At 68.4% G+C, this 24,674-nt stretch carries 25 protein-coding genes and 4 tRNA genes; 26 read left to right on the plus strand and 3 right to left on the minus strand.

What is annotated here, in order from left to right; translation table 11 throughout:
- Nucleotides 1-31: 31 nt before the first annotated feature.
- Nucleotides 32-895, minus strand: coding sequence for a folate-binding protein (locus tag MUU77_RS07635; protein WP_245093435.1), 864 nt, complete (start codon nucleotides 893-895; stop codon nucleotides 32-34).
- Nucleotides 896-934: 39 nt separating this feature from the next.
- Between MUU77_RS07635 and MUU77_RS07640 the strand changes: the two genes are divergently transcribed.
- From MUU77_RS07640 to lolD, 10 genes are all read left to right on the plus strand, one after another.
- Entirely contained in the window at nucleotides 935-1,120 is a 186-nt protein-coding gene (locus tag MUU77_RS07640) for a DUF1674 domain-containing protein (protein WP_245094301.1), read from the plus strand.
- Nucleotides 1,121-1,179: 59 nt separating this feature from the next.
- Nucleotides 1,180-1,572, plus strand: coding sequence for a succinate dehydrogenase, cytochrome b556 subunit (gene sdhC, locus MUU77_RS07645; protein WP_245093437.1), 393 nt, complete (start codon nucleotides 1,180-1,182; stop codon nucleotides 1,570-1,572).
- Nucleotides 1,569-1,952, plus strand: coding sequence for a succinate dehydrogenase, hydrophobic membrane anchor protein (sdhD, locus tag MUU77_RS07650; protein ID WP_245093439.1), 384 nt, complete (start codon nucleotides 1,569-1,571; stop codon nucleotides 1,950-1,952). Before sdhC ends, sdhD begins: the two co-directional genes overlap by 4 nt.
- 4 nt (nucleotides 1,953-1,956) lie before the next feature.
- Nucleotides 1,957-3,747 (plus strand): succinate dehydrogenase flavoprotein subunit, encoded by a 1,791-nt coding sequence (gene sdhA / locus MUU77_RS07655; RefSeq protein WP_245093441.1) that lies wholly within the window; start codon nucleotides 1,957-1,959, stop codon nucleotides 3,745-3,747.
- A gap of 116 nt (nucleotides 3,748-3,863) precedes the next feature.
- Nucleotides 3,864-4,646, plus strand: a complete 783-nt coding sequence (locus tag MUU77_RS07660; RefSeq protein ID WP_245093443.1) for a succinate dehydrogenase iron-sulfur subunit — start codon at nucleotides 3,864-3,866, stop codon at nucleotides 4,644-4,646.
- A 4-nt stretch (nucleotides 4,647-4,650) separates the two neighbouring features.
- Nucleotides 4,651-5,082: an MAPEG family protein gene (locus tag MUU77_RS07665; protein WP_245093445.1), complete on the plus strand. Its 432-nt coding sequence runs from the start codon at nucleotides 4,651-4,653 to the stop codon at nucleotides 5,080-5,082.
- A complete protein-coding gene (locus MUU77_RS07670) occupies nucleotides 5,079-5,327 on the plus strand; it encodes a succinate dehydrogenase assembly factor 2 (protein WP_245093447.1) in 249 nt (82 codons plus the stop codon). Before MUU77_RS07665 ends, MUU77_RS07670 begins: the two co-directional genes overlap by 4 nt.
- The gene (locus MUU77_RS07675; protein WP_245093449.1) at nucleotides 5,278-5,733 is read left to right on the plus strand and encodes a hypothetical protein; all 456 of its coding nucleotides are present in this window, start codon (nucleotides 5,278-5,280) and stop codon (nucleotides 5,731-5,733) included. The genes MUU77_RS07670 and MUU77_RS07675 overlap by 50 nt, the downstream gene beginning before the upstream one ends.
- Before the next feature lie 4 nt (nucleotides 5,734-5,737).
- Entirely contained in the window at nucleotides 5,738-6,985 is a 1,248-nt protein-coding gene (locus MUU77_RS07680; RefSeq protein ID WP_245093451.1) for a lipoprotein-releasing ABC transporter permease subunit, read from the plus strand.
- Nucleotides 6,978-7,685, plus strand: a complete 708-nt coding sequence (gene lolD / locus MUU77_RS07685; RefSeq protein ID WP_245093453.1) for a lipoprotein-releasing ABC transporter ATP-binding protein LolD — start codon at nucleotides 6,978-6,980, stop codon at nucleotides 7,683-7,685. Before MUU77_RS07680 ends, lolD begins: the two co-directional genes overlap by 8 nt.
- Nucleotides 7,686-8,169: 484 nt before the next feature.
- Here lolD and MUU77_RS07690 read toward each other — a convergent pair whose 3' ends face one another.
- Complete coding sequence (locus MUU77_RS07690) at nucleotides 8,170-8,541, minus strand: antibiotic biosynthesis monooxygenase family protein (RefSeq protein WP_245093455.1); 372 nt, start codon at nucleotides 8,539-8,541, stop codon at nucleotides 8,170-8,172.
- A 198-nt stretch (nucleotides 8,542-8,739) separates the two neighbouring features.
- Here MUU77_RS07690 and MUU77_RS07695 point away from each other — a divergent pair, with 198 nt between their 5' ends.
- The 10 genes from MUU77_RS07695 to uvrC are packed head-to-tail and all read left to right on the plus strand — an operon-like array spanning nucleotide 8,740 to nucleotide 20,490.
- The gene (locus MUU77_RS07695) at nucleotides 8,740-9,684 is read left to right on the plus strand and encodes an integron integrase (RefSeq protein ID WP_245093457.1); all 945 of its coding nucleotides are present in this window, start codon (nucleotides 8,740-8,742) and stop codon (nucleotides 9,682-9,684) included.
- Between the two features lies 1 nt (nucleotide 9,685).
- Nucleotides 9,686-12,079, plus strand: a complete 2,394-nt coding sequence (locus MUU77_RS07700; protein ID WP_245093459.1) for a DNA internalization-related competence protein ComEC/Rec2 — start codon at nucleotides 9,686-9,688, stop codon at nucleotides 12,077-12,079.
- 2 nt (nucleotides 12,080-12,081) lie between these two features.
- Complete coding sequence (locus MUU77_RS07705; protein WP_245093461.1) at nucleotides 12,082-12,747, plus strand: MotA/TolQ/ExbB proton channel family protein; 666 nt, start codon at nucleotides 12,082-12,084, stop codon at nucleotides 12,745-12,747.
- 9 nt (nucleotides 12,748-12,756) lie between these two features.
- Nucleotides 12,757-13,179: a biopolymer transporter ExbD gene (locus MUU77_RS07710; protein WP_187572897.1), complete on the plus strand. Its 423-nt coding sequence runs from the start codon at nucleotides 12,757-12,759 to the stop codon at nucleotides 13,177-13,179.
- Nucleotides 13,176-14,930, plus strand: a complete 1,755-nt coding sequence (msbA, locus tag MUU77_RS07715) for a lipid A export permease/ATP-binding protein MsbA (protein WP_245093463.1) — start codon at nucleotides 13,176-13,178, stop codon at nucleotides 14,928-14,930. The genes MUU77_RS07710 and msbA overlap by 4 nt, the downstream gene beginning before the upstream one ends.
- Nucleotides 14,927-15,949, plus strand: coding sequence for a tetraacyldisaccharide 4'-kinase (gene lpxK, locus MUU77_RS07720; protein WP_245093468.1), 1,023 nt, complete (start codon nucleotides 14,927-14,929; stop codon nucleotides 15,947-15,949). The genes msbA and lpxK overlap by 4 nt, the downstream gene beginning before the upstream one ends.
- Nucleotides 15,950-15,976: 27 nt before the next feature.
- Nucleotides 15,977-16,738, plus strand: coding sequence for a 3-deoxy-manno-octulosonate cytidylyltransferase (gene kdsB, locus MUU77_RS07725; RefSeq protein ID WP_245093470.1), 762 nt, complete (start codon nucleotides 15,977-15,979; stop codon nucleotides 16,736-16,738).
- Complete coding sequence (locus tag MUU77_RS07730) at nucleotides 16,735-17,199, plus strand: low molecular weight protein-tyrosine-phosphatase (protein WP_245093478.1); 465 nt, start codon at nucleotides 16,735-16,737, stop codon at nucleotides 17,197-17,199. The genes kdsB and MUU77_RS07730 overlap by 4 nt, the downstream gene beginning before the upstream one ends.
- 31 nt (nucleotides 17,200-17,230) lie before the next feature.
- On the plus strand, nucleotides 17,231-18,646 hold the full coding sequence (locus MUU77_RS07735) for a hypothetical protein (RefSeq protein ID WP_245093480.1): 1,416 nt from the start codon (nucleotides 17,231-17,233) through the stop codon (nucleotides 18,644-18,646).
- Nucleotides 18,643-20,490: an excinuclease ABC subunit UvrC gene (uvrC, locus tag MUU77_RS07740; RefSeq protein WP_245093488.1), complete on the plus strand. Its 1,848-nt coding sequence runs from the start codon at nucleotides 18,643-18,645 to the stop codon at nucleotides 20,488-20,490. Before MUU77_RS07735 ends, uvrC begins: the two co-directional genes overlap by 4 nt.
- 171 nt (nucleotides 20,491-20,661) lie before the next feature.
- On the opposite strand, the gene MUU77_RS07745 is transcribed toward uvrC, so the two are convergent.
- Nucleotides 20,662-21,039: a hypothetical protein gene (locus MUU77_RS07745; protein WP_245093490.1), complete on the minus strand. Its 378-nt coding sequence runs from the start codon at nucleotides 21,037-21,039 to the stop codon at nucleotides 20,662-20,664.
- 95 nt (nucleotides 21,040-21,134) lie between these two features.
- Here MUU77_RS07745 and MUU77_RS07750 point away from each other — a divergent pair.
- From MUU77_RS07750 to MUU77_RS07775, 6 genes are all read left to right on the plus strand, one after another.
- Nucleotides 21,135-21,210, plus strand: a tRNA-Gly gene (locus MUU77_RS07750).
- Between the two features lie 105 nt (nucleotides 21,211-21,315).
- Nucleotides 21,316-21,389: transfer RNA gene (locus MUU77_RS07755), tRNA-Cys, on the plus strand.
- A gap of 30 nt (nucleotides 21,390-21,419) precedes the next feature.
- Nucleotides 21,420-21,495, plus strand: a tRNA-Gly gene (locus MUU77_RS07760).
- 113 nt (nucleotides 21,496-21,608) lie between these two features.
- Nucleotides 21,609-21,695, plus strand: a tRNA-Leu gene (locus MUU77_RS07765).
- Between the two features lie 312 nt (nucleotides 21,696-22,007).
- Nucleotides 22,008-22,853, plus strand: coding sequence for an endonuclease (locus MUU77_RS07770; RefSeq protein WP_245093492.1), 846 nt, complete (start codon nucleotides 22,008-22,010; stop codon nucleotides 22,851-22,853).
- A 67-nt stretch (nucleotides 22,854-22,920) separates the two neighbouring features.
- Complete coding sequence (locus MUU77_RS07775) at nucleotides 22,921-23,190, plus strand: hypothetical protein (RefSeq protein ID WP_245093494.1); 270 nt, start codon at nucleotides 22,921-22,923, stop codon at nucleotides 23,188-23,190.
- Nucleotides 23,191-24,674 lie beyond the last annotated feature (1,484 nt).

Genomic DNA, 24,674 nt, shown 5'->3' on the forward strand with positions numbered 1-24,674 from the left:
TGACGTGGATCAATCCCGGCGCGGCCGTCCCTCAGCGGCGCAGGCCGTCGTACAGCGGGAGCCGCTCCAGCGCGTGGCCGCCGGCGAACAGGCCGGTGCCCGCATGCTCCAGCGGCATCACCGCCAGCAGCACGCTGCGCGCGCCGTCGGGCGCCACGCACACCACCTCACCCGCGTCCTGTCCGTCGTGGCGCACCGGGGTGCCCGCCACCACGGGGCCTGCGGCGGCGAAACACTGCAGCGAGCGCTTCGCCTTGCCCAGGAAATGCGTGCGCGCCACGATTTCCTGGCCGGGATAGCAGCCTTTCTTCACGCTGTAGGCGGCCAGCCGGTCCAGCGCCAGCTGTTGCGGCGTCCACTGCTCGCGCTGGGACGCCGGCAGGCGGGGCAGGCCGTGGCGCAGGTCCGACACCTGCCATGCGCTGCGTGCCGCCTCGTCGTGCGGCGCCGTGGACCCGATCCGCAGCGTGCGCGGGCCGCCATCGCCCCCCATGTCCAGTTCCACCGTGTCGTCCACGGTGCCCAGCAGGGGGCCTTGTGCGCGCGCCGGCGCGGCATGGGCGCCTCCGATGGCCCGGTCCGCGGGCGCCTGGATCTTCAACTTTCGTCTAAACACGAAACGACGCAGCGCTTCGGCGAAGGTGTCGGCAGGGTGGTCGGGCAGCACCAGCCACACGCGGTCCTCGGCCAGCCGGGCCAGCGCGAACACCGCGATCACGCGCCCTTTGGGCGTCAGCCACGCATTCCACTGCCAGTGTCCGGGCGCCAGCGCGGCGACATCGTTGGCGAACTGGGCGTGGGCGAAAGCCACGGCATCCGGGCCTTCCAGCGTCACCAGCGCATGGTCGGGCAGGCCGAAAACCGGCGTAGTGGTAGGGGAAAGGTTGTAAGCCAAGGGGGCGGGGATTAAAATTTTGTGCGTTGCGAGACCACCATGATAGGTCAAACACCCCCGACTCCCGACCCCGATCCCGGAACACAGCCATCCGAAACCTCCTCCCCGCGTGCGGGTAACGGAGCGGCAGGAGCGGAGGTGGCGAAGGAGATCGGCGGACGCGACGGGCCCGAGCCCACGCGATACGGGGATTGGGAGAAGAACGGGCGCTGCATCGATTTCTGAGCAGCACGCGTAAAGCCAACGCGGTCCTGACCGCCCAGCCGAGACAACGAGCGCAACGAATGGCGACTCCACAACGTCCGCTTTCCCCCCATCTGCAGGTCTATCGCTGGCAGATCCAGATGGTGACCTCCATCCTGCACCGCGCCACCGGCATCGTCCTGGCCGCCGGCGCGCTGCTGATCACCGCCGGCCTGATGGCGCTGATGATCGGGCCCGAAGCCTGGACCTGCGTCACCACGCACGCCGGCGCCTGGTACGGCCAGGCCTTCCTGTTCGCCTGGACCTGGGCCTTCGCCTACCACCTGTGCAACGGCATCCGCCACATCGTGCAGGACTTCGCCATCGGCTACAGCATCGCCACGTTCGTGCGCAGCAGCTGGCTGTCGGTGATCGGCAGCCTGGTCATCACCGCCCTGGTCTGGGGCTATGTGCTGCTGGGAGGTGGCGCGTGAGCAATTTCCGCACCCCCATCAAGAATGCGCGCGGCCTGGGCTCGGCGAAGACCGGTACCGAACACTTCGTCCACCAGCGCCTCACCGCCACCGCGCTGGTCGCGCTGACCCTGTGGTTCCTGGTGTTCGTCCTCAGCCTGCTGGGCGCGGATTACGTCACCGCCACCGCGGCCATCGCCAAGCCGTGGAACGCGGTGCTGCTGGTCGGCTTCCTGGTGGCCATGTTCTGGCACGCCCAGCTCGGCCTGCAGGTCGTGCTGGAGGATTACATCCACAACTCGCTGCTCGCCCTGGCGGTGCAGACCACCGTCAAGTTCATCGCCGTGCTGGGCGCCATCGTCGGCGTCTTCGCCGTGGCCCGCATCGCGCTGGGGAATTGAGTCCATGTCCGCTTACAAGATCACCGAACACAAGTACGACATGGTCGTGGTGGGCGCCGGCGGCGCCGGCCTGCGCGCGACCTTCGGCCTGGCCGCCAAGGGCCTGCAGACCGTCTGCCTGACCAAGGTCTTCCCGACCCGCTCGCACACCGTGGCGGCGCAGGGCGGCATTTCCGCCGCGCTGGGCAACATGGGCGAGGACGACTGGCGCTACCACTTCTACGACACCATCAAGGGTTCGGACTGGCTGGGCGACCAGGACGCCATCGAGTACATGTGCCGCGAGGCCATCCCGGCCATCATCGAGCTGGAGCACTACGGCGTGCCGTTCTCCCGCACCGAGGACGGCAAGATCTACCAGCGTCCGTTCGGCGGCATGACCACCCGGTTCGGCGAAGGTCCGCCGGCGCAGCGCACCTGCGCCGCCGCCGACCGCACCGGCCATGCCATGCTGCACACGCTGTACCAGCAGTCGCTGGCGCACGACGCGCGCTTCATGGTGGAGTACTTCGCGCTGGACCTGATCTTCGACGAGGAAGGCGCCTGCCGTGGCGTGCTGGCCCTGGACATGGCCACCGGCACGCTGCACCTGTTCCGTTCGCATGGCGTGGTGCTGGCCACCGGCGGCTACGGCCGCGCCTATTTCTCGGCGACCTCCGCCCATACCTGCACCGGCGACGGCGGCGGCATGGTGATGCGCGCCGGCCTGCCGATGCAGGACATGGAGTTCGTGCAGTTCCACCCCACCGGCATCTACGGCGCGGGCTGCCTGATCACCGAGGGCGTGCGCGGCGAAGGCGGCATCCTGCGCAACAGCAACGGCGAGCGCTTCATGGAGCGCTACGCCCCGCACTACAAGGACCTGGCCTCGCGCGACGTGGTCAGCCGTTCGATGACCATCGAGATCCGCGAAGGCCGCGGCGTGGGCGAGCACAAGGACCACATCCTGCTCGACCTGACCCACCTGGGCCCGGAAGTGATCAACGAGAAGCTGCCCGGCATCGCCGAGAGCGCCCACATCTTCGCCGGCGTGGACGTGACCAAGCAGCCCATCCCGGTCATCCCGACCGTGCACTACAACATGGGCGGCATCCCGACCAACTACCACGGCGAAGTGGTGCGCAAGGTCGGCGACAACCCGGATGCCGTGGTGCCCGGCCTGTACGCCATCGGCGAGGCCGCCTGCGTGTCGGTGCATGGCGCCAACCGCCTGGGTTCCAACTCGCTGCTGGACCTGGTGGTGTTCGGCCGCGCGGTGGCCAACCGCTGCGCCGAGACGATCAAGAGCGGGGCATCGCACAAGCCGCTGGCGGGCGACGCCTGCGACAAGGCGCTGTCGCACCTGGACAAGCTGCGCAACGCCAACGGCGACACGCCCACGGCCGTCATCCGCGACAACATGCAGCGCACCATGCAGGCCGACGCCGCCGTGTTCCGCACCAGCAAGACGCTGAAGGAAGGCTGCGACAAGATGGCCGACATCTTCGCCAGCTTCCAGGACGTGAAGGTCAGCGACCGTTCGCTGGTCTGGAACTCGGACCTGATCGAGACCTACGAACTGCACAACCTGCTGCTCAACGCCGTGGCCACCATCAACTCGGCCGAACAGCGCCACGAGAGCCGCGGCGCGCACGCGCACGAGGATTTCCCCGAGCGCGACGACGTCAACTGGCAGAAGCACACGCTGGTCAACGTGGCCGACGACGGCACCTGCAGCTTCGATTCCCGCCCGGTGCACATGTACACGCTCAGCAAGGACGTGGACGTGGTGCCGCCCAAGCCGCGCGTTTACTGAAAGCCGTGAATAGGGAATCGGGAATAGGGACTGGGAAAGGCGGCGGTATCTGCAGCCGTCCGTATCCCGCTTCTGCCCATTCCCCTTTCTCTACTCCCCATTCCCGGATCTGAGCCATGGCCGAATTTTCCCTCCCGAAGAACTCGCGCGTCACCCAGGGCAAGCACTTCCCCGCGAAGGGCGCCAAGAACGTGCGCACCTTCAAGGTGTACCGCTGGAACCCGGACGACGGCGCCAACCCGCGCACCGACACCTACGAGATCGACCTCGACAAGTGCGGGCCGATGGTCCTGGACGCGCTGATCAAGATCAAGAACGAGATCGACCCCACGCTGACGTTCCGCCGCTCGTGCCGCGAAGGCATCTGCGGTTCGTGCGCCATGAACATCGACGGCACCAACACGCTGGCCTGCACCAAGGCCATCGGCGATTGCGGCAAGGCGGAAGTGCCCATCTATCCGCTGCCGCACATGGACGTGGTGAAGGACCTGGTGCCGGACCTGACCCACTTCTACGCGCAGTACGCCTCCATCAAGCCCTGGATCCGCACGCAGACCCCGCCGCCGCCGGATCGCGAGCGCCTGCAGTCGCCGGAAGACCGCAAGAAGCTGGACGGCCTGTACGAGTGCATCCTGTGCGCCTGCTGCTCGACCAGCTGCCCCAGCTACTGGTGGAACGGCGAGCGCTACCTGGGCCCGGCCATCCTGCTGCAAGCCTACCGCTGGATCGCCGACTCGCGCGATGAGGACACCGGTGCCCGCCTGGACGATCTGGAAGACCCGTTCAAGCTGTACCGCTGCCACACCATCATGAACTGCGCGCGCACCTGCCCGAAGGGCCTGAATCCGGCGCTGGCGATCGCCGAGATCAAGAAGCTGATGATGGCGCGTCGCGCCTGACCGCATGGGCGCCGCATCCGCCACGGCGATCCTCTGGCCCGCGGTGGCGATGGCGGGCCTGACCTTCCTGGTGTGGGTCAGGCTGTACCAGGTGCGCCTGGGCGAAATGGCGCGCAAGCGCATCCATGCGCAATCGCTGGCCAGCGCCGCCGATGCGGCGCGGCTGCTGTCCGATACCCGCGCGTCGGACAACTTCCGCAACCTGTTCGAGGTTCCCGTGCTGTTCTACGCGGGCGTGCTGCTGGCCGCGCAGCTGGGCGTGGCGGACGCGGCCTCGCTGGCGTTGGCCTGGGCGTTCGTCGGCCTGCGTGCCGCGCACAGCCTGGTGCAGTGCACGTCCAACCACGTCATGACCCGCTTCGCGGCCTATGCGCTGGCGACCCTGGCGCTGTTGGCGTTGTGGGTGCGGATCGCCCTGGCCCTGGCCGCCGCATGAGCGACGATCCCGAGCTCAAGCGCATCCGCTGGCGCTGCCGGCGCGGCATGCGCGAACTGGACCAGCTGTTCGACCGCTACCTGGCGCGCTGCTGGGCGACCGAATCCGAGCCGCAGCGGGTGGTTTTCCTACGCCTGCTCGATTGCGAGGACGATAAGCTCTGGCGCTGGTTCATGGGCTACGAGCAGTGTCCCGATGCGGAACTCGCCGCGCTGGTCGAACGGATCCGTCAACTGCCGGCTTGAGTGGCGTCCCTCGCGCCTGCTGCAGGGGCTGCTGATCCTGCTGGGGATGCTGGCGGCCGCATCGGTGCTGGCCAGCGAAATGCCGCGTGCGTTCGCCTGGCCCGTCGCCGTCGCGGCCCTGGGGCGTGGCGCATGGCAGGCGCGCAGGGAGGGACGCAGCGCCCGCCAGGCGTTCTGGTTCCCCGGCAGCGGCCGTCCGCCGGCGGTCGACGGCAAGCCCATGCTCGACGTCCGCCTCGATTGGCGCGGCCCGCTGGCGTTCCTGCACTGGCGCGAACGGGCCGGCGGTCGCTGGCGGCACGCAACCTGGTGGCCGGACACGCTGCCGGCCGCGCGGCGGCGTGAACTCCGGCTGGCTGCGGGCGGCCCGGGCGCTGGGCGGCACCGGGGGGATCGGGCACCATAGGCGCATGTTCAAACCCATCCCCGTCGCCATCGGCCTGCGCTATCTCCGCGCCAAGCGCCGCAACGGTTTCATCTCCTTCATCTCGCTGGCCTCGGTCGTCGGCATCGCCCTGGGCGTGATGATCCTGATCACCACGCTGTCGGTGATGAGCGGCTTCCAGCGCGAGATCCGCGACCGCCTGCTGCAGGCCACCGCGCACGCCACCGTGATGGGGGCGGGCGAGGCCATGCAGGACTGGCCCCATGCCACCAAGATCGCGATGGATGATCCGCGCGTGGTGGGTGCGGCCCCCTTCATCCACGTGCAGGCCATGCTGACCGGCAAGGCCGACCCGCAGGGCGCGCTGGTCACCGGCATCCTGCCGGGCGAGGAGCCCAAGGTCTCGGTGATCGGCAGCAAGATGAAGGCCGGCACGCTGGATTCGCTGAAGCCGGGCGAGTTCCACATCCTGCTGGGACAGGAACTGGCGGCCTGGCTGCGTGTCGGTGTGGGCGACAGCGTGGTGGTCACCGCCGGCGATTTCCAGGGCACGCCCATGGGGGCGATGCCCAAGATCAAGCGCTTCACCGTCACCGGCATCTTCGCGGTGGGCCACAACGACGTGGACCGCAACCTGGCGCTCGTGCACATGGGCGACCTGCAGCGCGTGCTGCGGATGGGCGAGGGCGTCACCGGCGTGCGCCTGAAGCTGCACGACATGTACCAGGCGTGGGACGTGGCGCGCGACCTCGCATTGCGTCTGCAGGGGCCGTACCGGATCAGCGACTGGACCAGCGAGAACGCCAACCTCTACCACTCGCTGAAGATGGAGAAGACGGTGATGGGCATCCTGTTGTCCTTCATCATCCTGATGGGCGCCTTCTCGCTGGTGAACTCGCAGGTGATGCTGGTCACCGACAAGCAGGCCGACATCGCCATCCTGCGCACGCTGGGCCTGACGCCGCGCGGGGTGATGCAGGTCTTCATGGTGCAGGGCGTGCTGATCGGCGTGATGGGCACGGTGCTGGGCGTGATTGGCGGCATCCTGCTGACCATCAACCTGGAACACATCCTGGCGGCCATCGAAGCGGTGTTCAACGTCACCCTGCTGCCGTCGGACGTCTACTACATCACGGGTCTGCCTTACGAACTGGATGCGGGCGAGGTGGTGCTGATCGCGGCGGTCGCGCTGACGATGAGCTTCCTGGCCACGCTGTACCCGGCGTGGCGCGCCGCCCGCACCCAGCCCGCGGAGGCGCTGCGTTATGAATGAGTCCATCCGCACCGCCGTCATCCACGCCGAAGCGCTGGGCAAGACCTACGCCGAGGGCAAGCTGCGCACGCCCGTGTTCGACGGCCTGGAGCTCAACGTGCAGCCCGGCGAGACCGTGGCCATCGTCGGTGCCTCGGGCGCCGGCAAGAGCACGCTGCTGCACCTGCTGGGCGGCCTGGATACGCCCACGTCCGGCGAGGTCTACGTGGCCGGCAAGAAGATGTCGTCGCTGTCGGACGCGGCGCGCGGCCAGCTGCGCAACACGTCGCTGGGCTTCGTCTACCAGTTCCACCACCTGCTGCCCGAGTTCACCGCGCTGGAGAACGTGATGATGCCGGTGATGCTGGGCGGTGCCGCGACGGCCGACGCCGCCGCGCGCGCGAAGGCATTGCTGGAATCGGTGGGCCTGGGGCATCGCCTCGAGCACAAGCCCGGCGAGCTGTCCGGCGGCGAACGTCAGCGCGCCGCGGTCGCCCGCGCCCTGGTCAACCAGCCGGCCTGCGTGCTCGGCGACGAACCGACCGGCAATCTGGACGAGAAGACGGCGGCGACGGTGTTCGACCTGATGCTGCAGCTCAACCGCGCGCAGAAGACCAGCCTGGTGCTGGTGACCCACGACCGCCGCCTGGCGCGCCGGCTGGACCGCGTGCTGGAGCTGCACGAGGGCAAGTTGCGCGAGCTGGCGCCCGACGCGGTGTGAGCCCGGGCAGGAGCCTCGGTCATCTTCGTGAGAGGGCTCCGGCAGCGGGCGCCAGATGGCAGCGTCCATGCACGGATGTTCAGGTGCCGCCTGTCGATGGCGGCACGCACTCCTGTTGCTTGACCGGGCCGCTCAGGTAGGACCAGTTTTTCCCGCCATGCTCCGGCAGCTGGTTGAATGCATGTGCCGCATATCTGCACGTGTCGATTGATCTGAAGCGAGCACACGCGATGTACGAGCCTGGCTGGCCGGAGTACCACAGGACGCTTTCAGGCGCTTGAGGAAAGCTTGCCATGGCAAGAAGTTCGCGGCTGATGTCGGGAGGGTCTGCTTGCCTCCAGTCAGTGCCGAGCATGGCATCGCATACCGCCTTCGAGCGGCTCGCTGCTGCTGCCGAGGGTCGAGTCGGTTGCGAGCTGCATGCGGCGACGGCAAGCAACAAGACAACAGCAGGAAGATGCTTCATGAGCGCCCAATGCCAGGATTATGCCGGCCCGCGAAGCGGGTTCGACGTGGGTGAACTGTCAGGCGGCCACCCGGATACCGGCACAAGCAGGTCCACGATCGGATCAAGTGGTATCTCCGGAAGAAACTCCAGCACACAGTCCGCCATGTCTGCCTGCGCTGCCGGATGTGCGCTCGGCAGTGCGAATGCGTCAGAGCGCGCCTGGGCACTGGGCCATTGGGCATACGCGTACCAGATCCCATCCGTGCCCTTGTGCAGCCGGGAGCCCAGGCCGCCGCGCTCCGCGCGTATCAGGCTGGTCAATGTCGACCAGGCCGCGATGTACTGCGCCTCCATGCCGGGACGAATCCGTGCACGGTAGATTACGCAGAAGCCCAGTCCTTCAATCATCCTTGAGCTCCTTGACGAGCGCCTGGTGCCCAGGGCCTGGGTTGAGCCGACCGGCGAAGCCGGTCCGGCGTGGATGGGTTGTCAGACAGCACTAGCCGAACTCCCTGACGTGCGGCCCGTATCCAGAGACTACCGTTACGCACGGTTTGACATGAGGGGCGCGATGCGGCTCGTCGGGGGGGCGGGGTGCGTGGGCGCTTGCTGGAGCGGGTTGTCAAGCGGTTGCGGGTCGGTCACTACAGCTTGCGCACCGAGCGGGCGTATCCGGGGTGGATACGAAGCTTCATCCTGGCCAATGGGAAACGTCATCCCCGCGAGTTGGGCGCGACACACGTCGAGGCATTCCTGACCCGCCTGGCGGTGGAGGGGCACGTTGCGGCCAGCACGCAGAACCAGGCGCTGTCGGCCATCCTGTTCCTCTATCGAGACGTGCTGGGCATGAAGCTGGCCTGGATGGACGACGTGGTGCGCGCCAAGCGGCCCCGGCGCATTCCCACGGTCCTGTCGCAGGCCGAAGTGCGGACGTTGCTGGCCAACATGGAGGGGCGCATGGCGGTGCTGGCGCGGCTGCTGTATGACACCGGCATTCGGCTGATGGAGGGCGTCCGCCTGCGGGTGAAGGACGTGGACTTCGCCCGCAACGAGATCACGGTGCGGGAGGGCAAGGGCGGCAAGGACCGCCGGACCGTGCTGCCGGCGTCGCGGGCGCCGGCGCTGCAGGCGGAGGTGGAACGCGTACACGTCCTGCATCAGTGCGACCTCGGGCGGGGAGCGGGCGAGGTGTGGCTGCCGCATGCGCTGTCGCGCAAGTATCCCGGAGCGGCGAGAGAATTGGGATGGCAATACCTGTTCCCCGCGCGGAACCTGAGTCTGGACCCGCGCGATGGCCACGGGCGGTGGCACCACCTGGACGAGGCGACGCTGTCGCGGGCGCTGAAGCGCGCGCAGCGTTCGGCAGGCATCCACAAGCCGGTGACGGCGCATGCGCTGCGCCATTCCTTCGCCACCCATCTCAGCGAAGCGGGCTATGACATCCGCACCGTGCAGGAACGGCTGGGGCACACGGACGTCGCCACCACCCAGGTCTACACCCACGTCCTGAACCGCGGCGCGGGCGCGGTGCTCAGCCCGCTGGACCGATGACATGGCCGCCGCCCTCGCGGCACGATATCCGCTGCCGCCTTTCGGCCTGGGGTGCAGCGCGGCGGTCTTGCTGGGCATGGTGGCCCTGCTGTGGTGTCCCGTGCTGCCTCAGGCTGCCCTTCTGTGGGTCGGCCTGGCCGCAGGGATGGGCGGGTGGTGCGCGCGTACGCGGTGGCGGTGGGCGGGGGCGATGCTGGCGGGCGCGGCCTGGGCCGGCTTGCACGCCACCTGGAGCCTGGGTGCACAGCTGCCGCCGGCATGGGAGGGGCGCGACGTCATGCTCAGCGGGCGCGTGGTGGCGCTGCCGGAACCGCAGGCCCGGCGCACGCGGTTCCTGCTGCGCGTGGACGACGCCGGTACACAGCCGCCGCCGCTGCGCGGCAGGCGGGTCCGGCTGGCGTGGTACGACGACTTCGGGGCCAGGGTGGCCGGTCCCCGCATGCGGCTGGGTGCAGGCGAACGCTGGCGGTTGCAGGTACGTGTGCGTGCGCCGCGGGGACTGGCCAATCCGGGCGGGATGGACGTCGAACGCCATGCGGTGGCGCAGCGTATCGCGGCGACCGGCTACATCCGCAGTGCCGCCCTGGCGAGGGAACTGGCGCCGGCACGCGGGATCGACGCCTGGCGCGATGCCATGTCGCTGCGCATCGCGCGGGAAGTGCGCAGCGATGCGGCCCGCTTCGTGCGCGCCCTGGCGCTGGGCGACACGCGTGCGCTGGACGATGCGGACTGGCAGGTCCTGCGCGCCACGGGCCTGACCCATCTCATCGCGATCTCCGGATTCCATGTGGGGCTGGTGGCGGGCGGCTGCGCCCTGATCGGGGCGGGGCTGTGGTGGCTGTTTCCTGCGCTGGCCCGATGGGTGCCGCGTCCGCAGGTGGCCGGCGCGATGGCGCTGGCGGGCGCGGTGGCCTATGCCGCCGCCGCCGGGTTCGCACTGCCGACGGTGCGCACGGTGCTGATGATCGCCGTGGTGGTGCTCGCCCGTCTGGCGCGCCGCCACGTGCGCCTGGTGGACGTGCTGGCGCTGGCGATGCTGGCCGTACTGGTGTTCGACCCGTTGTCGCTGCTGGCGGCCGGGTTCTGGCTCAGCTTTGGCGGCGTGGCGTGGCTGGCGTGGTGCCTGCCGGCGTCGCTGCACTGGGCGAAGGCGTTCCTGCCGGCGCAGGCGGTGGCCACGGTAGGCCTGCTGCCGTTCACGGCGGTGCTGTTCGGGCAGGCCTCGCTGGCGGGGCCGCTGGCGAACCTGGTGGCCATCCCGTGGTGGAGCCTGGTGGTTGTTCCGTTGGCACTGGTGGGAACGGCACTGGAGACTGTTCATGCGGGCACGGGCGTGTGGGCCTGGCGGGCCGCGGCTGAGTGTTTCGGGCCCAGCTGGCGCCTCTTCCAGGCCGTGGCCACCCAGCCATATGCCCTGCACTGGTTGCCCGAAAGCCCGGTCTGGACGCTGTGGCTGGCGCTGGCCGGCGGGTTCTGGTTGCTGATGCCGCGTGGCGTGCCGGGCAAGGCCTTGGCGCTGCTGCTGTGGTTGCCGCTGTTGTGGCCCGATCGCGAGCGGCCGGGCGCGGGCGAGGTAGAGCTGGTGGTGATCGACGTGGGGCAGGGGTTGGCGGCGCTGGTGCGCACGTCGCGCCATGCCTTGCTGTTCGATGCCGGGCCGGCGGTCGAGGACGGATTCGACGCGGGCGAACGTGCCGTGGTCCCGGCCTTGAGAGCGCTGGGTGTGACGCGCCTGCACGCACTGGTGGTCAGCCATGGCGACAACGACCACGCGGGGGGCGTGGACGCGGTGCGCGACAGCCTGCCGGTACGGGCCGTGCTGTCGCCGGCGGGCAGCGGGGTGCCTTCGAAGGCAGCCTGCGTGGCCGGCGCGGCGTGGACGTGGGACGGGGTGCGTTTCCGGTTCCTGCACCCGGGGCATCACTTTCCCTATCTGGGCAACGAGGCCAGCTGCGTGCTGAAGGTGGAAACGGCGCACGGTAGCCTCCTGTTGCCAGGCGATATCGGCGCCATCGTCGAACGCGGGCTGGTGCATCGCGACGCGGCATCGCTGCGAGCGGACGTGGTGGTGCTGCCGCATCACGGCAGCGCCGGCTCGTCCGATCCGGCCTTCGTCGCCGCCACGTCTGCCCGTCTGGTGCTCAATTCCAGCGGCGCCGGCAACCGCTTCGGTCATCCGCGGGCGCCGGTGGTCGCACGTTGGCGCGCACGCGGCGGCGAACTGCTGGACACGCAATCCAGCGGTGCGTTGCGGGTGTGGGTGGGCGCGGACGGGCTGCAGGTGCGTGAACGGCGTCACGACCGGCCGCGCTGGTGGGACGCGGTGCGGCGCCAGCGGGCCGGTGGGCTATCCTATCAGCCTGAAGAGGAACGGCCCGATGCGCCGGAGGACTGAACGTGCTGGAACTGGTGAAGGCCGGCGGTTGGCCGATGATCCCGCTGCTGCTGCTCGGCGTGCTGGCCCTGGCCATCGTGGTGGAACGCTTCTGGTCGCTGCGCCGCAAGGAGATCCTGCCGCCGGGGCTGGGCGAAGAGGTCCGCGCCTGGGCCGCCCGCGGCCAGCTGGAACCGGCCCATATCGAATCGCTGCGCCGCAACTCGCCGCTGGGTGAGCTGCTGGCGGCGGCGCTGGACGTGCGCAACAGGCCACGCGACCAGATCCGCGAGCGCATCGAGGACACCGGCCGCCACGTGGTCCACCGCATGGAGAAGTTCCTCAACGCCCTGGGCAGCATCGCCTCGGCGGGGCCGCTGCTGGGCCTGCTGGGCACGGTGGTCGGCATGATCCAGATGTTCCTGGGCATCCAGGACAGCGGCGTGGGCGACGTCAATGCCCTGGCGGGCGGCATCGGCAAGGCGCTGGTGTGCGCGGCGGCCGGCATGATCGTGGCCATCCCCGCGCTGCTGTTCCACCGCTACTTCCGTGGCCGGGTCACCGGCTACGTGATGGAAATGGAGAAGGAGGCCACGGCGCTGGTGGACGCGCTGGAGGCCCGCCATCCGCGCCCGGTGGTGCGCCCGTCCGGCGTGGCCGCACCGGCGCCGGCGCCGACCAGCGCCTGAGGCCGCCGCATGCGCATCCGCGACGACCGCGCGCAGGAAGAACCCGAGATCAACCTGGTGCCGTTGATCGACGTGATCCTGGTGCTGATCATCTTCTTCGTCATCACCACCACCTTCGACGCCCGTTCGATGCTGCAGCTGCAGTTGCCCAGCGCCGCCGGCGAGCCGGTGGCCGCGCAGGTGAAGGCGCTCAGCGTGCTGGTCAATGCCGACGGGCGCTACTTCGTCGACGAACACGAGGTGCTGCGGCCCGACATCGATGCCCTCAAGCAGACCTTGCAGCAGGTCGCCGGCAGCGACCGCAGCCGGCCCGTGCTGCTGCGCGCCGATGCGCGCACGCCGCACCAGGCCGTGGTGACCGCGCTGGACGCGCTGGGCCAGCTGGGCTTCCGCAAGGTCAACATCGCCACCGCGCCGGAGGCGCAGAAGTGAGCGGAAGCGACTCGCCGTGGAAGGTGTATACCCGGCTGCTGGGGTTCGCCAGACCCTACCGGGGCCTGCTGCTGCTGGCGGGGGTGGGCATGCTGCTGGAGGCGGGCGCCGGCGGTGCGTTCGCCAAGCTGATGGAAAGCGTGGTCGACGAGACCTTCATCAAGCGCGACGAAGCCAAGAGCCTGCTGCTGCCCGCCTACATCGTGGGCCTGTTCGTGATCCGTGGCGTGGCCGGTTACATCACCGACATGGGCATGGGCAAGGCGGCGCGCAGCATCGCGCGCGATTTCCGTGTCCAGGTGCTGGGCAAGTACCTGCGGCTGCCCGGCCTGCGCTTCGACACCGAACCCGTCCCGTCCATGCTCGTGCGCCTGGGTTCGGACAGCGACCAGGTGGCGCAGGCGGCCGTGGATGCGATGAAGGTGATGATCCAGCAGTCGCTGCAGGTCGTCGCGATGCTGGCCGTGATGCTCTACACCAGCTGGCAGGTGACCATCGCCATCCTGCTGATGGCGCCGCCGCTGGCATGGATGATGGACAAGGTGGCCAAGCGGTACCGCCGCATCAGCCACCGCATCCAGGAGAGCGGGGCGGAGATGATGCAGGCCGCCGACCAGACCCTGTCCAACCAGCAGGAAGTGAAGATCTACGGCGCCCAGCGGACCGAACTGAAACGCTACGCCGGCCTGGCGGACACCAACCTGAGGCTGGCGATGAAGGTCGAGGCCACGCGCAGCATCTCCTCGGCGATGGTGCAGCTGATGGGCGCGGTGGGCCTGGCGCTGCTGCTGTTCTTCGCCGGCCGCGAGGCGATGGCCGGGCGCCTGACGGCGGGGGGCTTCGTATCGCTGATGGTGTCGATGATGGCCATCATTCCCGCGCTGAAACAGCTGACCAACGTGCAGAACATGCTGCAACGGGGCGTGGCATCGGCGCAGCGCCTGTTCACGGTGCTGGACGCGGACGATGAGCAGGATCACGGCACCCGCCCGCTGGAGCGCGCGAAAGGCGTGATCGAGTTCCGCGACATCACCGCGCGCTACCCGGGCCAGAGCCGTCCCGCGCTGGAGGGCATCAGCTTCACCGCGCGGCCGGGGACCGTCACCGCCATCGTCGGCCGTTCCGGCAGCGGCAAATCGACGCTGATCAAGCTCATCCCGCGTTTCTACGAGGCCGAATCGGGCCGGATCCTGCTCGATGGCCATCCGCTGCAGGACTACCCCCTGGCCGACCTGCGCCGGCAGATCGCACTGGTGGGGCAGCAGGTGATGCTGTTCGACGGCACCGTCGCCGCCAATGTGGCGTACGGCGAATTGCAGGGCGCGCAGGCCGGCGCCATGGAAGAGGCCGTGCGCGGCGCCAACGCGATGGAGTTCGTCAGCGAGCTGCCGGAAGGGCTGCATGCGCCGATCGGCAACAAGGGTGGGCGCCTGTCCGGCGGCCAGCGGCAACGCCTGGCGATCGCACGCGCGATGCTGAAGGACGCGCCCATCCTGATCCTGGACGAAGCCACCGCGGCGCTCGACAACGAATCCGAGCGGCTGGTGCAGAACGCGCTGCAGAAACTGATGCCCGACCGCACCACCCTGGTCATCGCCCATCGCCTGTCCACCATCGAGCATGCCGACCAGGTGCTGGTGCTGGACCAGGGCCGCCTGGTCGAGCAGGGCACCCATGCCGCCCTGCTTGCGCACGGAGGCCTCTACGCGCACCTGTACCAGATGCAGTTCCGCGAGGGCGAGGCGGGGTGAGCCGGCGCACCATGCCGCAAGCTCCGGACTACTGGTTCGGCGACGCACCTGTGCCGGCCTGGGCACGCGCGCTGGCGGGCGTGTACGGCGCCGTCATCGCCCTGCGGCGCCGGCTGTACCGGATGGGCGCGCTGCGCCGCCACCGCATCGGCGTGCCGGTCATCGTGGTGGGCAACATCATCGCGGGCGGTACCGGCAAGACGCCACTGACGATCGCGCTGGTGGAGCGGCTGCGGGCCGCGGGTTTCCGCCCCGGCGTGGCCAGCCGCGGCTACGGGCGCGGCGACGAAGCGCAGGCGCGCTGGGTGGACGCGGGGACGCCGGCCAGCGAAGGCGGCGACGAGCCCGTGCTGATCGCACGCCACACCGGTACCCGGGTGCGCGTGGACCGCGATCGCGTGGCGGCGGCGAAGGCGCTGGTCGCGGCGGGGTGCGATGTGGTCATCTGCGATGACGGATTGCAGCACTACCGCCTGCGGCGCGACATCGAGATCGAGGTGATCGATGGCGCGCGCCGCTACGGCAACGGTCGCCTGATGCCGGCCGGCCCCCTGCGCGAGCCGGCCGCGCGCGCGGCGGAGTGCGACTTCCGCGTGGTCAACCTGCCCGACGCCGAGGGCGCCGCGGGATTCGGCGAATGGCCGCTGCACCTGCAGGCCGACGATGCGCTGCCGTTGCGCGGCGGCCGGCCCAGGCCGTTGTCCGCATTCGCCGGCCAGCGCGTGCATGCGGTCGCCGGCATCGGCCATCCGGCGCGCTTCTTCGCCATGCTGCGCCGCCACGGCTTGGGGGTGGTGCCGCACGCCTTCGCGGACCATCACGCCTATCGCGCCGAGGATTTCGCGTTCGGCAGCGAGCTGCCCGTGCTGATGACCGAGAAGGATGCGGTGAAATGCGCGAGGTTCGCCAACGGCTGGTTCTACAGCGTGCCGGTGGTGGCGAAGCTGCCCGAAGCCTTCTGGATCGCGTTGCTGGAACGGCTGGCGGAGGCGACGGCCGCCCGCGCCGGCAAGGCCTGAATCTCTTCTTTCCTTGAGTGCCTCCCGATGACCGATTTCATCGTTGCCATTCCCGCCCGGCATGCCGCCTCGCGCCTGCCGGGCAAGCCGCTGCGCCTGCTCGGCGGCACTCCGCTGGTCGTGCACGTGGCCCGGCGCGCGCTGGCGGCCGGCGCGCGCGAAGTCTGGGTGGCCACCGACGACACGCGCATCCGCGACGCCCTGCGGGACACCGGGGTGCGCGTGGCGATGACGTCCGAACGGCACGCGTCCGGCAGCGACCGGCTGGCCGAATGCGCCGATATCGCCGGCTGGGCAGACGACGCCCTGGTGGTGAACCTGCAGGGCGATGAGCCCTTCGCGCCGCCGGCGGGGATCCGCGCCGTGGCCGACACGCTGGCGTCCAGTGGCGCCGACATGGCCACGCTGGCCGTGCCCGTCGAGGACGCGGCCACGCTGTTCGATCCGAATGCGGTGAAGCTGGTGCGTGCCGCCAATGGCGACGCGCTGTACTTCAGCCGCGCGCCCATTCCCTGGCATCGCGATGCCTTCGCCCAGACCCGCGATGCGTTGCCGGACGGACAGTGGCTGCGCCACATCGGCATCTATGCCTACCGTGCCGGTTTCCTGCGCCGGTTCGCGGCCATGCCGCCGGGCAGGCTGGAGCAGGTGGAATCGCTGGAACAGCTGCGGGCGCTGGAGGCGGGGCATCGCATCGCGGTGTCGCTGACCCCGGCACCGTTTCCGCCCGGCGTGGACACGCCGGAGGACCTGGCGCGGGCGGAAAAGATCCTGAAGGCGCAGGCATGAAGCTGCTGGTCGTCTGCCTGGGCAACATCTGCCGCTCGCCGATGGCCGAGGGGGCGTTGCAGGCCCGCCTGGCGGCGTCGCCGCTGGCCGGCCGGGTACACGTGGAGTCGGCCGGCACCGGGGGCTGGCATGCCGGCGAACCGCCGGACCGGCGCGCCATCGCCTGCGCCCGCGGCCATGGCGTGGACATCGCGGGGCAACGGGCGCGGCAGCTGCATGCCGCCGACTTCGAGACCTTCGACTGGATCCTGTGCGCCGACCGCGCCAATCTCCGCGATGTCCTGCGCCTGGCGCCCGCGGCACGCCACCCGCGCGTCGCGCTGCTGCTGGAATGGGCCGGCCTCCGGGCCGGTGGCGAAGTGCCGGACCCGTACACGGGCGGGCCGGAGGACTTCCAGCGGGTCTGGCGACTGGTCGATTCGGCCGCACAGGCGGTCGTGGCCCGGCTCGCTGCCGGTTGAGACTTGGGCATAATCACGGAAGATGACGGACATGACCCTGGCTCCTGAACTGCCGCGCAGCCTGCAATGGCTGAACGCGCCCGCGACCACGCTGCACGAGCAGCGCGGGCGCATCGTCGCCCTGGCTTTCGTCAATGGCGCCTCGGCCTGGTGTGCGCAACGGCTCAACGACCTGGCCATGCTGCAGGCCCGTTACCTGGGTCGCCTGCACGCGCTGGCCATCCACGTGCCGCGCTTCGACAGCGAGCGCGAGCCGCAGGCCGCGCTGAAGCGGCTCCGGCGGCACGGCAACGTGCTGCCGCTGGCGCACGACGCCGACTGGGTCGCCTGGCAGCGCTTCGGCGTGGACGCCTGGCCCACCGTGTTGCTGATCGATGGCGAAGGCCAGGTGCGTCATCGTGCGATGGGGGCGGAAGGCCTGGCCGACCTGGAGCGGCAGATCGCCCGCCTGTGCGATGGCCTGCATGCGCCGCCGGACGACGATCTGCGCGCCTTCCGCGAGGCCCATCCCGAGCCGCGGATGCCGTTGAGCTTTCCCGCCGGCCTGGTCGCCACGGCGGACCGCCTGTTCGTGGCCGACACCGGCCATCACCGCGTGCTCGAATGCAACCATCAGGGCCGGGTGATCCGCCAGTTCGGCATGGGCACGCCCGACCTGGCCGACGGCGACCTCAACCATGCCGCATTCCGCCGGCCCCAGGGGCTGGCGCTGGTGCGCGAGTCGCTGTACGTCGCCGACACCGGCAACCACGCCCTGCGTCGCATCAACCTGCCGACCAGCACGGTGGACACGCTGTGCGGCAACGGACGCGCGGGCGAGCCCACCGAAGGCGTGGTGGTGGCGCCGCGCGATGTCGCGCTGAACCAGCCACAGGCACTGGTGGTCAACAACAACCAGGTTTTCCTGGCAATGGCCGGCGACAACCGCATCTGGAGTTACGACCTGGGCACGCGCGAGATCCGCTCCCGGGCCGGCTCGGGGCAGTTGGAGGTGCGCGACGGCAGTGGACCGATGGCCGCATTCGCGCAGCCCGCCAGCCTGGCCGCGGTGCTGCAGACGCTGTACGTGTGCGACGCGGTGGGCTCGGCGATCCGTTCGGTGCAGTTGCGCGGGGACGTCGTGCAGACGCTGATCGGGCAGGGTGCATGGAGCTTCGGCGCCGACGACGGCCCGCGCGACCGCGCGCGCCTGCAGCATCCGCAGGCCATCGCGCTGGGGCCCGATACGCCGGTCATGTGGATCGCCGACAGCGGCAACGGCAGCCTGCGCACGCTGCGGCTGGGCGGCGGCGAACTGGCCACGGTCGCGCTGCCGCGCGCGCTGCACGGGCCCGCGGGCCTGTCGGTGGCCGCGGGCGCGGTGTGGATCGCTGAAACCGACGCCCATGCGGTGCTGCGTTACGATATCGCCACCGGCGAACTGAGCCACGTGCCCATCGACGAATGAGCGGCAGTCCCCAGGCGGAATTCGACGGCAAGGCCTTCGCGGCCGCGCTGAGCACGGCACCTGGCGTGTACCGCATGTATGCGGCGGACGACGCGCTGCTGTACGTGGGCAAGGCCGGCGCGCTGCGCAAGCGCGTCACCAGCTACTTCAACAACTCGCCCAAGTCGCCGCGCATCCAGTCGATGCTGTCCCAGGTGGCGCGCATGGACGTGACGGTCACCCGCACCGAGGCCGAAGCGCTGCTGCTGGAAAACCAGCTGATCAAGTCGCTGACGCCGCGCTACAACGTGCTGCTGCGCGACGACAAGAGCTATCCCTACGTGCTGCTCACCCGCGAGGAATGGCCGCGCATCGGGTTCCACCGCGGCGCGCGCGCCGTGCCGGGGCGCTACTTCGGCCCGTACCCCAGCGTCACCGCGGTGCGCGAGACGCTGAACCTGATGCAGAAGCTGTTCCGCATCCGCAACTGCGAGGACAGCGTGTTCCGCAACCGCTCGCGGCCCTGCCTGCAGTACCAGATCGGGCGCTGCAGCGGGCCTTGCGTGGGCCTGGTGGCCCCGGCCGACTACGCCGAATCGGTCCGCCAGGCCACCCTGTTCCTCGACGGCCGCAGCGACGAACTGACCCGCGAACTCGGGGCCGCCATGGAGCAGGCCAGCGCCAGGCTGGAATTCGAGCAGGCCGCGCGCCTGCGCGACCTGGTGGCGTCGATCCGCACGCTGCAGGCGCGCCAGTACGTGGATGGCCACGCGGCCGACCTCGACGTGCTGGCCTGCGCCATGCAGGGCAGCCAGGCCTGCGTGTTGCTGCTGGCCTTCCGCGACGGCCGCAACCTGGGCACGCGCACCTTCTTCCCGAAGACCAATGGCGAGGACTCGGCCGCGGAGGTGCTGGGCGCCTTCGTGTCGCAGTACTACGCCGAGCAGCCGGCGCCGCAGGAAATCGTGCTGGACCGGGAGATTCCGGACGCGGAGCTGATCGAACACGCCCTGGCCGCCTCGGCCGGCCGCAAGGTCCAGCTCAAGTGGAGCGTGCGCAGCGAACGCGCCGGCTACCTCGACCTGGCCAGGCGCAACGCCGAGATCGCCCTGGCGACCGAACTGACCAGCCGCAACGCGCAGACCGCGCGCAGCGAAGCGCTGAAGGACCTGTTGGGCCTGTCCGAGGTGGCCAAGCGCATCGAGTGCTTCGACATCAGCCACACGATGGGCGAGGCGACGGTCGCTTCATGCGTGGTGTTCGATGCCAACGGGGCCGTGCGCTCCCAGTACCGTCGCTACAACATCACCGGCATCACGCCGGGCGACGACTTCGCCGCCATGCACCAGGCCATCGAGCGGCGGTTCCGGCGCGCGGTGGAGGAGGGGGGCGTACTGCCCGACGTCCTGCTGATCGACGGCGGCGCGGGCCAGCTGGCGCAGGCGCAGGCCGCGCTGGCCGACCTCGGCGTGGCCGGTGTGACCCTGGTCGGCGTAGCCAAGGGCGTGGAGCGGCGTGCCGGCCATGAGACGCTGGTGCTGCCCGACGGGCGCGAACTGCGGCCGGGGGCGGCCTCGCCGGCCTTGCAGCTGATCCAGCAGGTCCGCGACGAGGCGCACCGGTTCGCCATCACGGGCCATCGCGGCAAGCGGCAGAAGGCCCGCATGACCAGCAGGCTGGAGGACATCCCCGGCATCGGCCCGCGCCGGCGCGCGAGCCTGCTCAAGCATTTCGGCGGCCTGGCGGGCCTGAAGGCCGCCGGTGCCGACGAGATCGCGCGGGTGGAGGGCGTGAACGCCGCGCTGGCCGAGCGAATCTACGCTAACCTGCACGGACTGCCGTCCCCCGAGGCAGGAGCCGAGTAAGCCCGCGATGAAGTTGACCGTTCCCACCTGGCTCACCTTGCTGAGGATCGTGCTGATCCCGGTCCTGGTGCTGGTGTTCTACCTGCCCTATTCGTGGACCAACTTCGCGGCGGCCTTCATTTTCGTGCTGGCCGCGGTCACCGACTGGCTGGATGGCTGGATCGCGCGCCGCTACCACCTGTATTCGGCGTTCGGCGCCTTCCTCGACCCGGTCGCGGACAAGCTGATGGTGGCCGTCTCGCTGTTCCTGATCGTGCAGGACACCCCGACCATGTGGATGGCCATCTGGGCCGCGGTCATCGTGGGGCGCGAAATCGCCGTGTCCGCGTTGCGCGAATGGATGGCGGAACTGGGCCAGCGCGCCACGGTGAAGGTGGCGGCGCTGGGCAAGATCAAGACCATCGTGCAGATGGTGGCGCTGTCCTGCCTGCTGTATGCCTCCACCCCCGGCCGGCAGGCGCTGGAAGACATCTGGATGGGCCGCTGGGTCTTCCTGCTCGGGGACTGGTTGCTGGCGATCGCCGCCCTGCTGACCTTGTGGTCCGGCATCCAGTACCTGCTCGCGGCCTGGCCGATCCTGCGCGAAGGGGAAAAAAGACGGTTGACAGGTCCGAACAACACGCTACAATTTCGTCTCTCTCGACGCGGGAATAGCTCAGTTGGTAGAGCACGACCTTGCCAAGGTCGGGGTCGCGAGTTCGAGTCTCGTTTCCCGCTCCAGATTCGCTTCGCAAGAAGCAACGACACAACCCCGCATGCGGGGTTTTGTTTTGCAGGCGCCTTGAAATGGCGCCTGGATTGCGCCAGTCTGGCGCGGTCGCCATCGGCCTGGTGGCAGAGTGGTTATGCAGCGGACTGCAAATCCGCGTACGCCGGTTCAATTCCGACCCAGGCCTCCAAGTACCAGGAAGACGCATTGCGTCCTCCATGCGGGAATAGCTCAGTTGGTAGAGCACGACCTTGCCAAGGTCGGGGTCGCGAGTTCGAGTCTCGTTTCCCGCTCCATGTCCGCTTCCCCGGGAAGCACGTCGAAGCCCCGCATGCGGGGCTTCGCTGTTTCCGGCGTGCGGAAGGGCGCCGCTTTCCAATGCGGTGCGAGTGAGGCAGGCTATCCCCGTGCCCGGATGGCGAAACTGGTAGACGCATCGGACTTAAAATCCGCCGGCCGCAAGGCCATGCCGGTTCGATTCCGGCTCCGGGCACCACAATGCACTCCACGGAAGACCGTAAGACTCCAGAGTAGGCGCGTGTGCCGGCCGTCCTCATCGGCAAGCCGGGTGTATGCAGGGGGGAGGTCATTGGTGGCGGCCATGGTCACCATCCGTCGTCGAGGATGGCTACACGCTTCTCGGCGGCCGTCGAGGGATCTCAAGGCCGCGCGATCAATCGTCCGCCGTTCAGCGAAATACTCATGGCGAGGGACGCGCTGGGTGGCCAGGCTGCGCTCCCGTCGCGATGGCTGCGACGTCCTCGTCAGACCATCCCGGCTGCCCAATGCCCGACACGCTACGCACGTCATGTTGTTCCGTCGCCAAGAACGCGAGGAGTTCCCCTACCAGTACCCCAGCCATCTGCGTGACCTGGCGGCCGAGCTGCCCAGGGCGCCTGGCGTGTACCAGTTCCACGGCGAGGAGCAGTCCGTCCCCCTGTACATCGGCAAGAGCGTCGATCTCCGCACACGGGTGCTGAGCCACCTGCGAGAGCCTGGCGAGGCCCGCATGCTGTCCCAGACGCGCCGAATCACTCATGTGCGAACGGCCGGTGACCTGGGCGCCCAGCTCCTGGAAGCCCACCAGATCAAGACCCTGCAGCCGCTCTACAACAAGAAGCTGAGGCGCACCCACCGGATCTGCTCGATTGCGCTGGATCTTGGGGGCGTGCGCTACGCGTTCTCCAACGAGCCCAACTTTCGCATTCGGACCAACCTCTATGGCCTGTTCGGCAGCAAGATGGCCGCCATGGAGCGGCTTAGAGCTTTGGCTGAAGAACACGAGCTCTGCTATGCGCGCATCGGCCTGGAAAGAACGCCGGGCGGCCGCCCCTGCTTCCGCCATTCCATTGGCCGCTGCCGCGGAGTCTGTGCCGGGAAGGAGGCCGGACGCGACCACGACGAACGCCTGTTAACGGCCCTCAGGGGGATCGAAGTCGCCAAGTGGCCCTATAAGGGCAGGGTGGCCATCGAGGAGCGCGACGGGAAGCTGCGGCAGCTCCACGTCATTGACCATTGGAACTATCTAGGGAGCGCCGGATCCTTGCGCGAGGCCAGGCGGATCAAGGGCGACTCGGGCCAATTCGACAGGGACGACTACTACATTATGGCGCGGCCCATGCTATCGGGCGAGCTGAGGGTGCGGGAGCTCTAGATCGATCGGGTCGAGCCGTCTCAGTTTCTGGGAGGCCACGCGCGTGCAGTGGCGCAGGCGCTACGCCATGGCCTCTGCTCCGCAGCCGCTCGCCAGGCGGCAGGATAGTGCGCTCGACTACAACAAGCTCTTGCAGCCCAAAGCCTCGGCGCTCAGCACCTGCGTGATCAAGATCGACACTATGCCCGACGACTTCGAGTCGATTGCCGATGTAGGGCAATCCCTGCAGTGCTTTGCGAAGTCCTCTGGTTTGAACGTGACAGCCAAAGCGCCGCATGCTTCCACTGCCCAGCGCGGGACCGGTACGGTCGCGCACTCGCGTCATGCGCCTCGTTGAGCAGGGTGGGGGGACGGGCGCAGAGTTCAAGCGGCGCAGCCAGGTCGAGAGCCGAGTGCCAAAGGCCAGAGTGGGATAGGTTCGGCAATTGGGTCAGCTACACCTACACAAACGCATCCAATGAGCCCCCCCGCATTGGAAAAATTGAAAGCAATGACGGGAGGCTGATTGCATTCACTTATGATGCATCAGGACGCCTCGCCTCCGCCTCAGCTCATGGGCGAACTTGGCAATACACCTATAGCGGAAATCCTGCGCGTCTGACAGGCGTTCTCAGGCCAGATGGTAGTAAATGGGCCTTTAATTTCGGAACTATCCCCTATGAGTACAACACTCTTGAGCAGGGTCCTGGGAGCTGCAGCTATCCAGGAGAGCTTGGTAGTGTTGATTTCGACGACTCAACGTTACGCATGACACACCCATCGGGGGCGCAAGGCGAATTCACGTTCCGTTTGAGGCTTCATGGGAGAAGCAATGTTCCGCGGCAGTGCGTCGCGGTGCCAGACGGAAATGGTCCGGAGAACGGGGCCTACTCTGACTACGTGCGGATGTACTGGACGAGGAGTCTGGTGAAGAAGAGGGTCTTCGGCCAGGGCATTCCGGAATCTGCCTGGAACTATAGCTACAACTCTGCACAAACCCCGGCGCAAGCAAGAAGTGGCTTCACACAGAACTATTCCGCACCCGGATCGTGGGCATCACCCCCATATGTGTTCACGAGTATTCCGGAAGAGGGGAAGCCGATTACGGACCTCGCCACTTACCGAATCATTGAACCTGTGTGCACTTCAGATGGATGTGCGGGAAGAACCTCAACAGAGGTTGCCGGTCCTGGCGGGACTTGGAGTCGTTACACATTCGGAAACTCTTATCGCTACGATGAAGGTCTGGTGCTAAGAGTGGAGCTGGGTTCGTCGGCAAGCCGCATTCTCAGAACTGAATTTTACAACTACCAGTTGTCCTCTATTGGCCAACCATATCCTGCGAAGCTCGGCATCAGCCGCCAGTACAAGGGCGACGGGTTGAACTCAACAGTTCTTCGTCCCCAGAAGGTCAAACGAATAGTTCAGGACGGAGCTGAGCTCGTGAACGAAGTGGAGCAGTTTGACTCTTTGGGGCGATCGACCAGGGTTCGTAAGTCGAGCGTCCCGGCAGTGCCATAAAGGCGCAAACGCAGAAATCAGTGTGTGTAGCGGATTGCGGTCGCGCTTGGATAGGCGCGAGTTTTGGATCGATGAGCGACTTGGGGGCGTATATGGGAACTGTTCGAAGGGGCATCTTCGGCTATGGCGCCGCTCTGACGTTCTGGATTCTGGCGGGCGGGGCAAACGCGCAAGCGTACAGCCGGACAGAGACGATTCAGTACTACGATGACGTCAACACATGGGTTCTAGGTCAATCGTCGAAAATCATTTGTGTGGCACCAGCTGCGTGCACACCGGCCTCGGCGCCGACCGGCATCGTCATGTCCGAGACCATATACG

Origin of the sequence: Pseudoxanthomonas sp. F37, assembly GCF_022965755.1 — a bacterium.
Taxonomy (GTDB): Bacteria; Pseudomonadota; Gammaproteobacteria; order Xanthomonadales; family Xanthomonadaceae; genus Pseudoxanthomonas_A.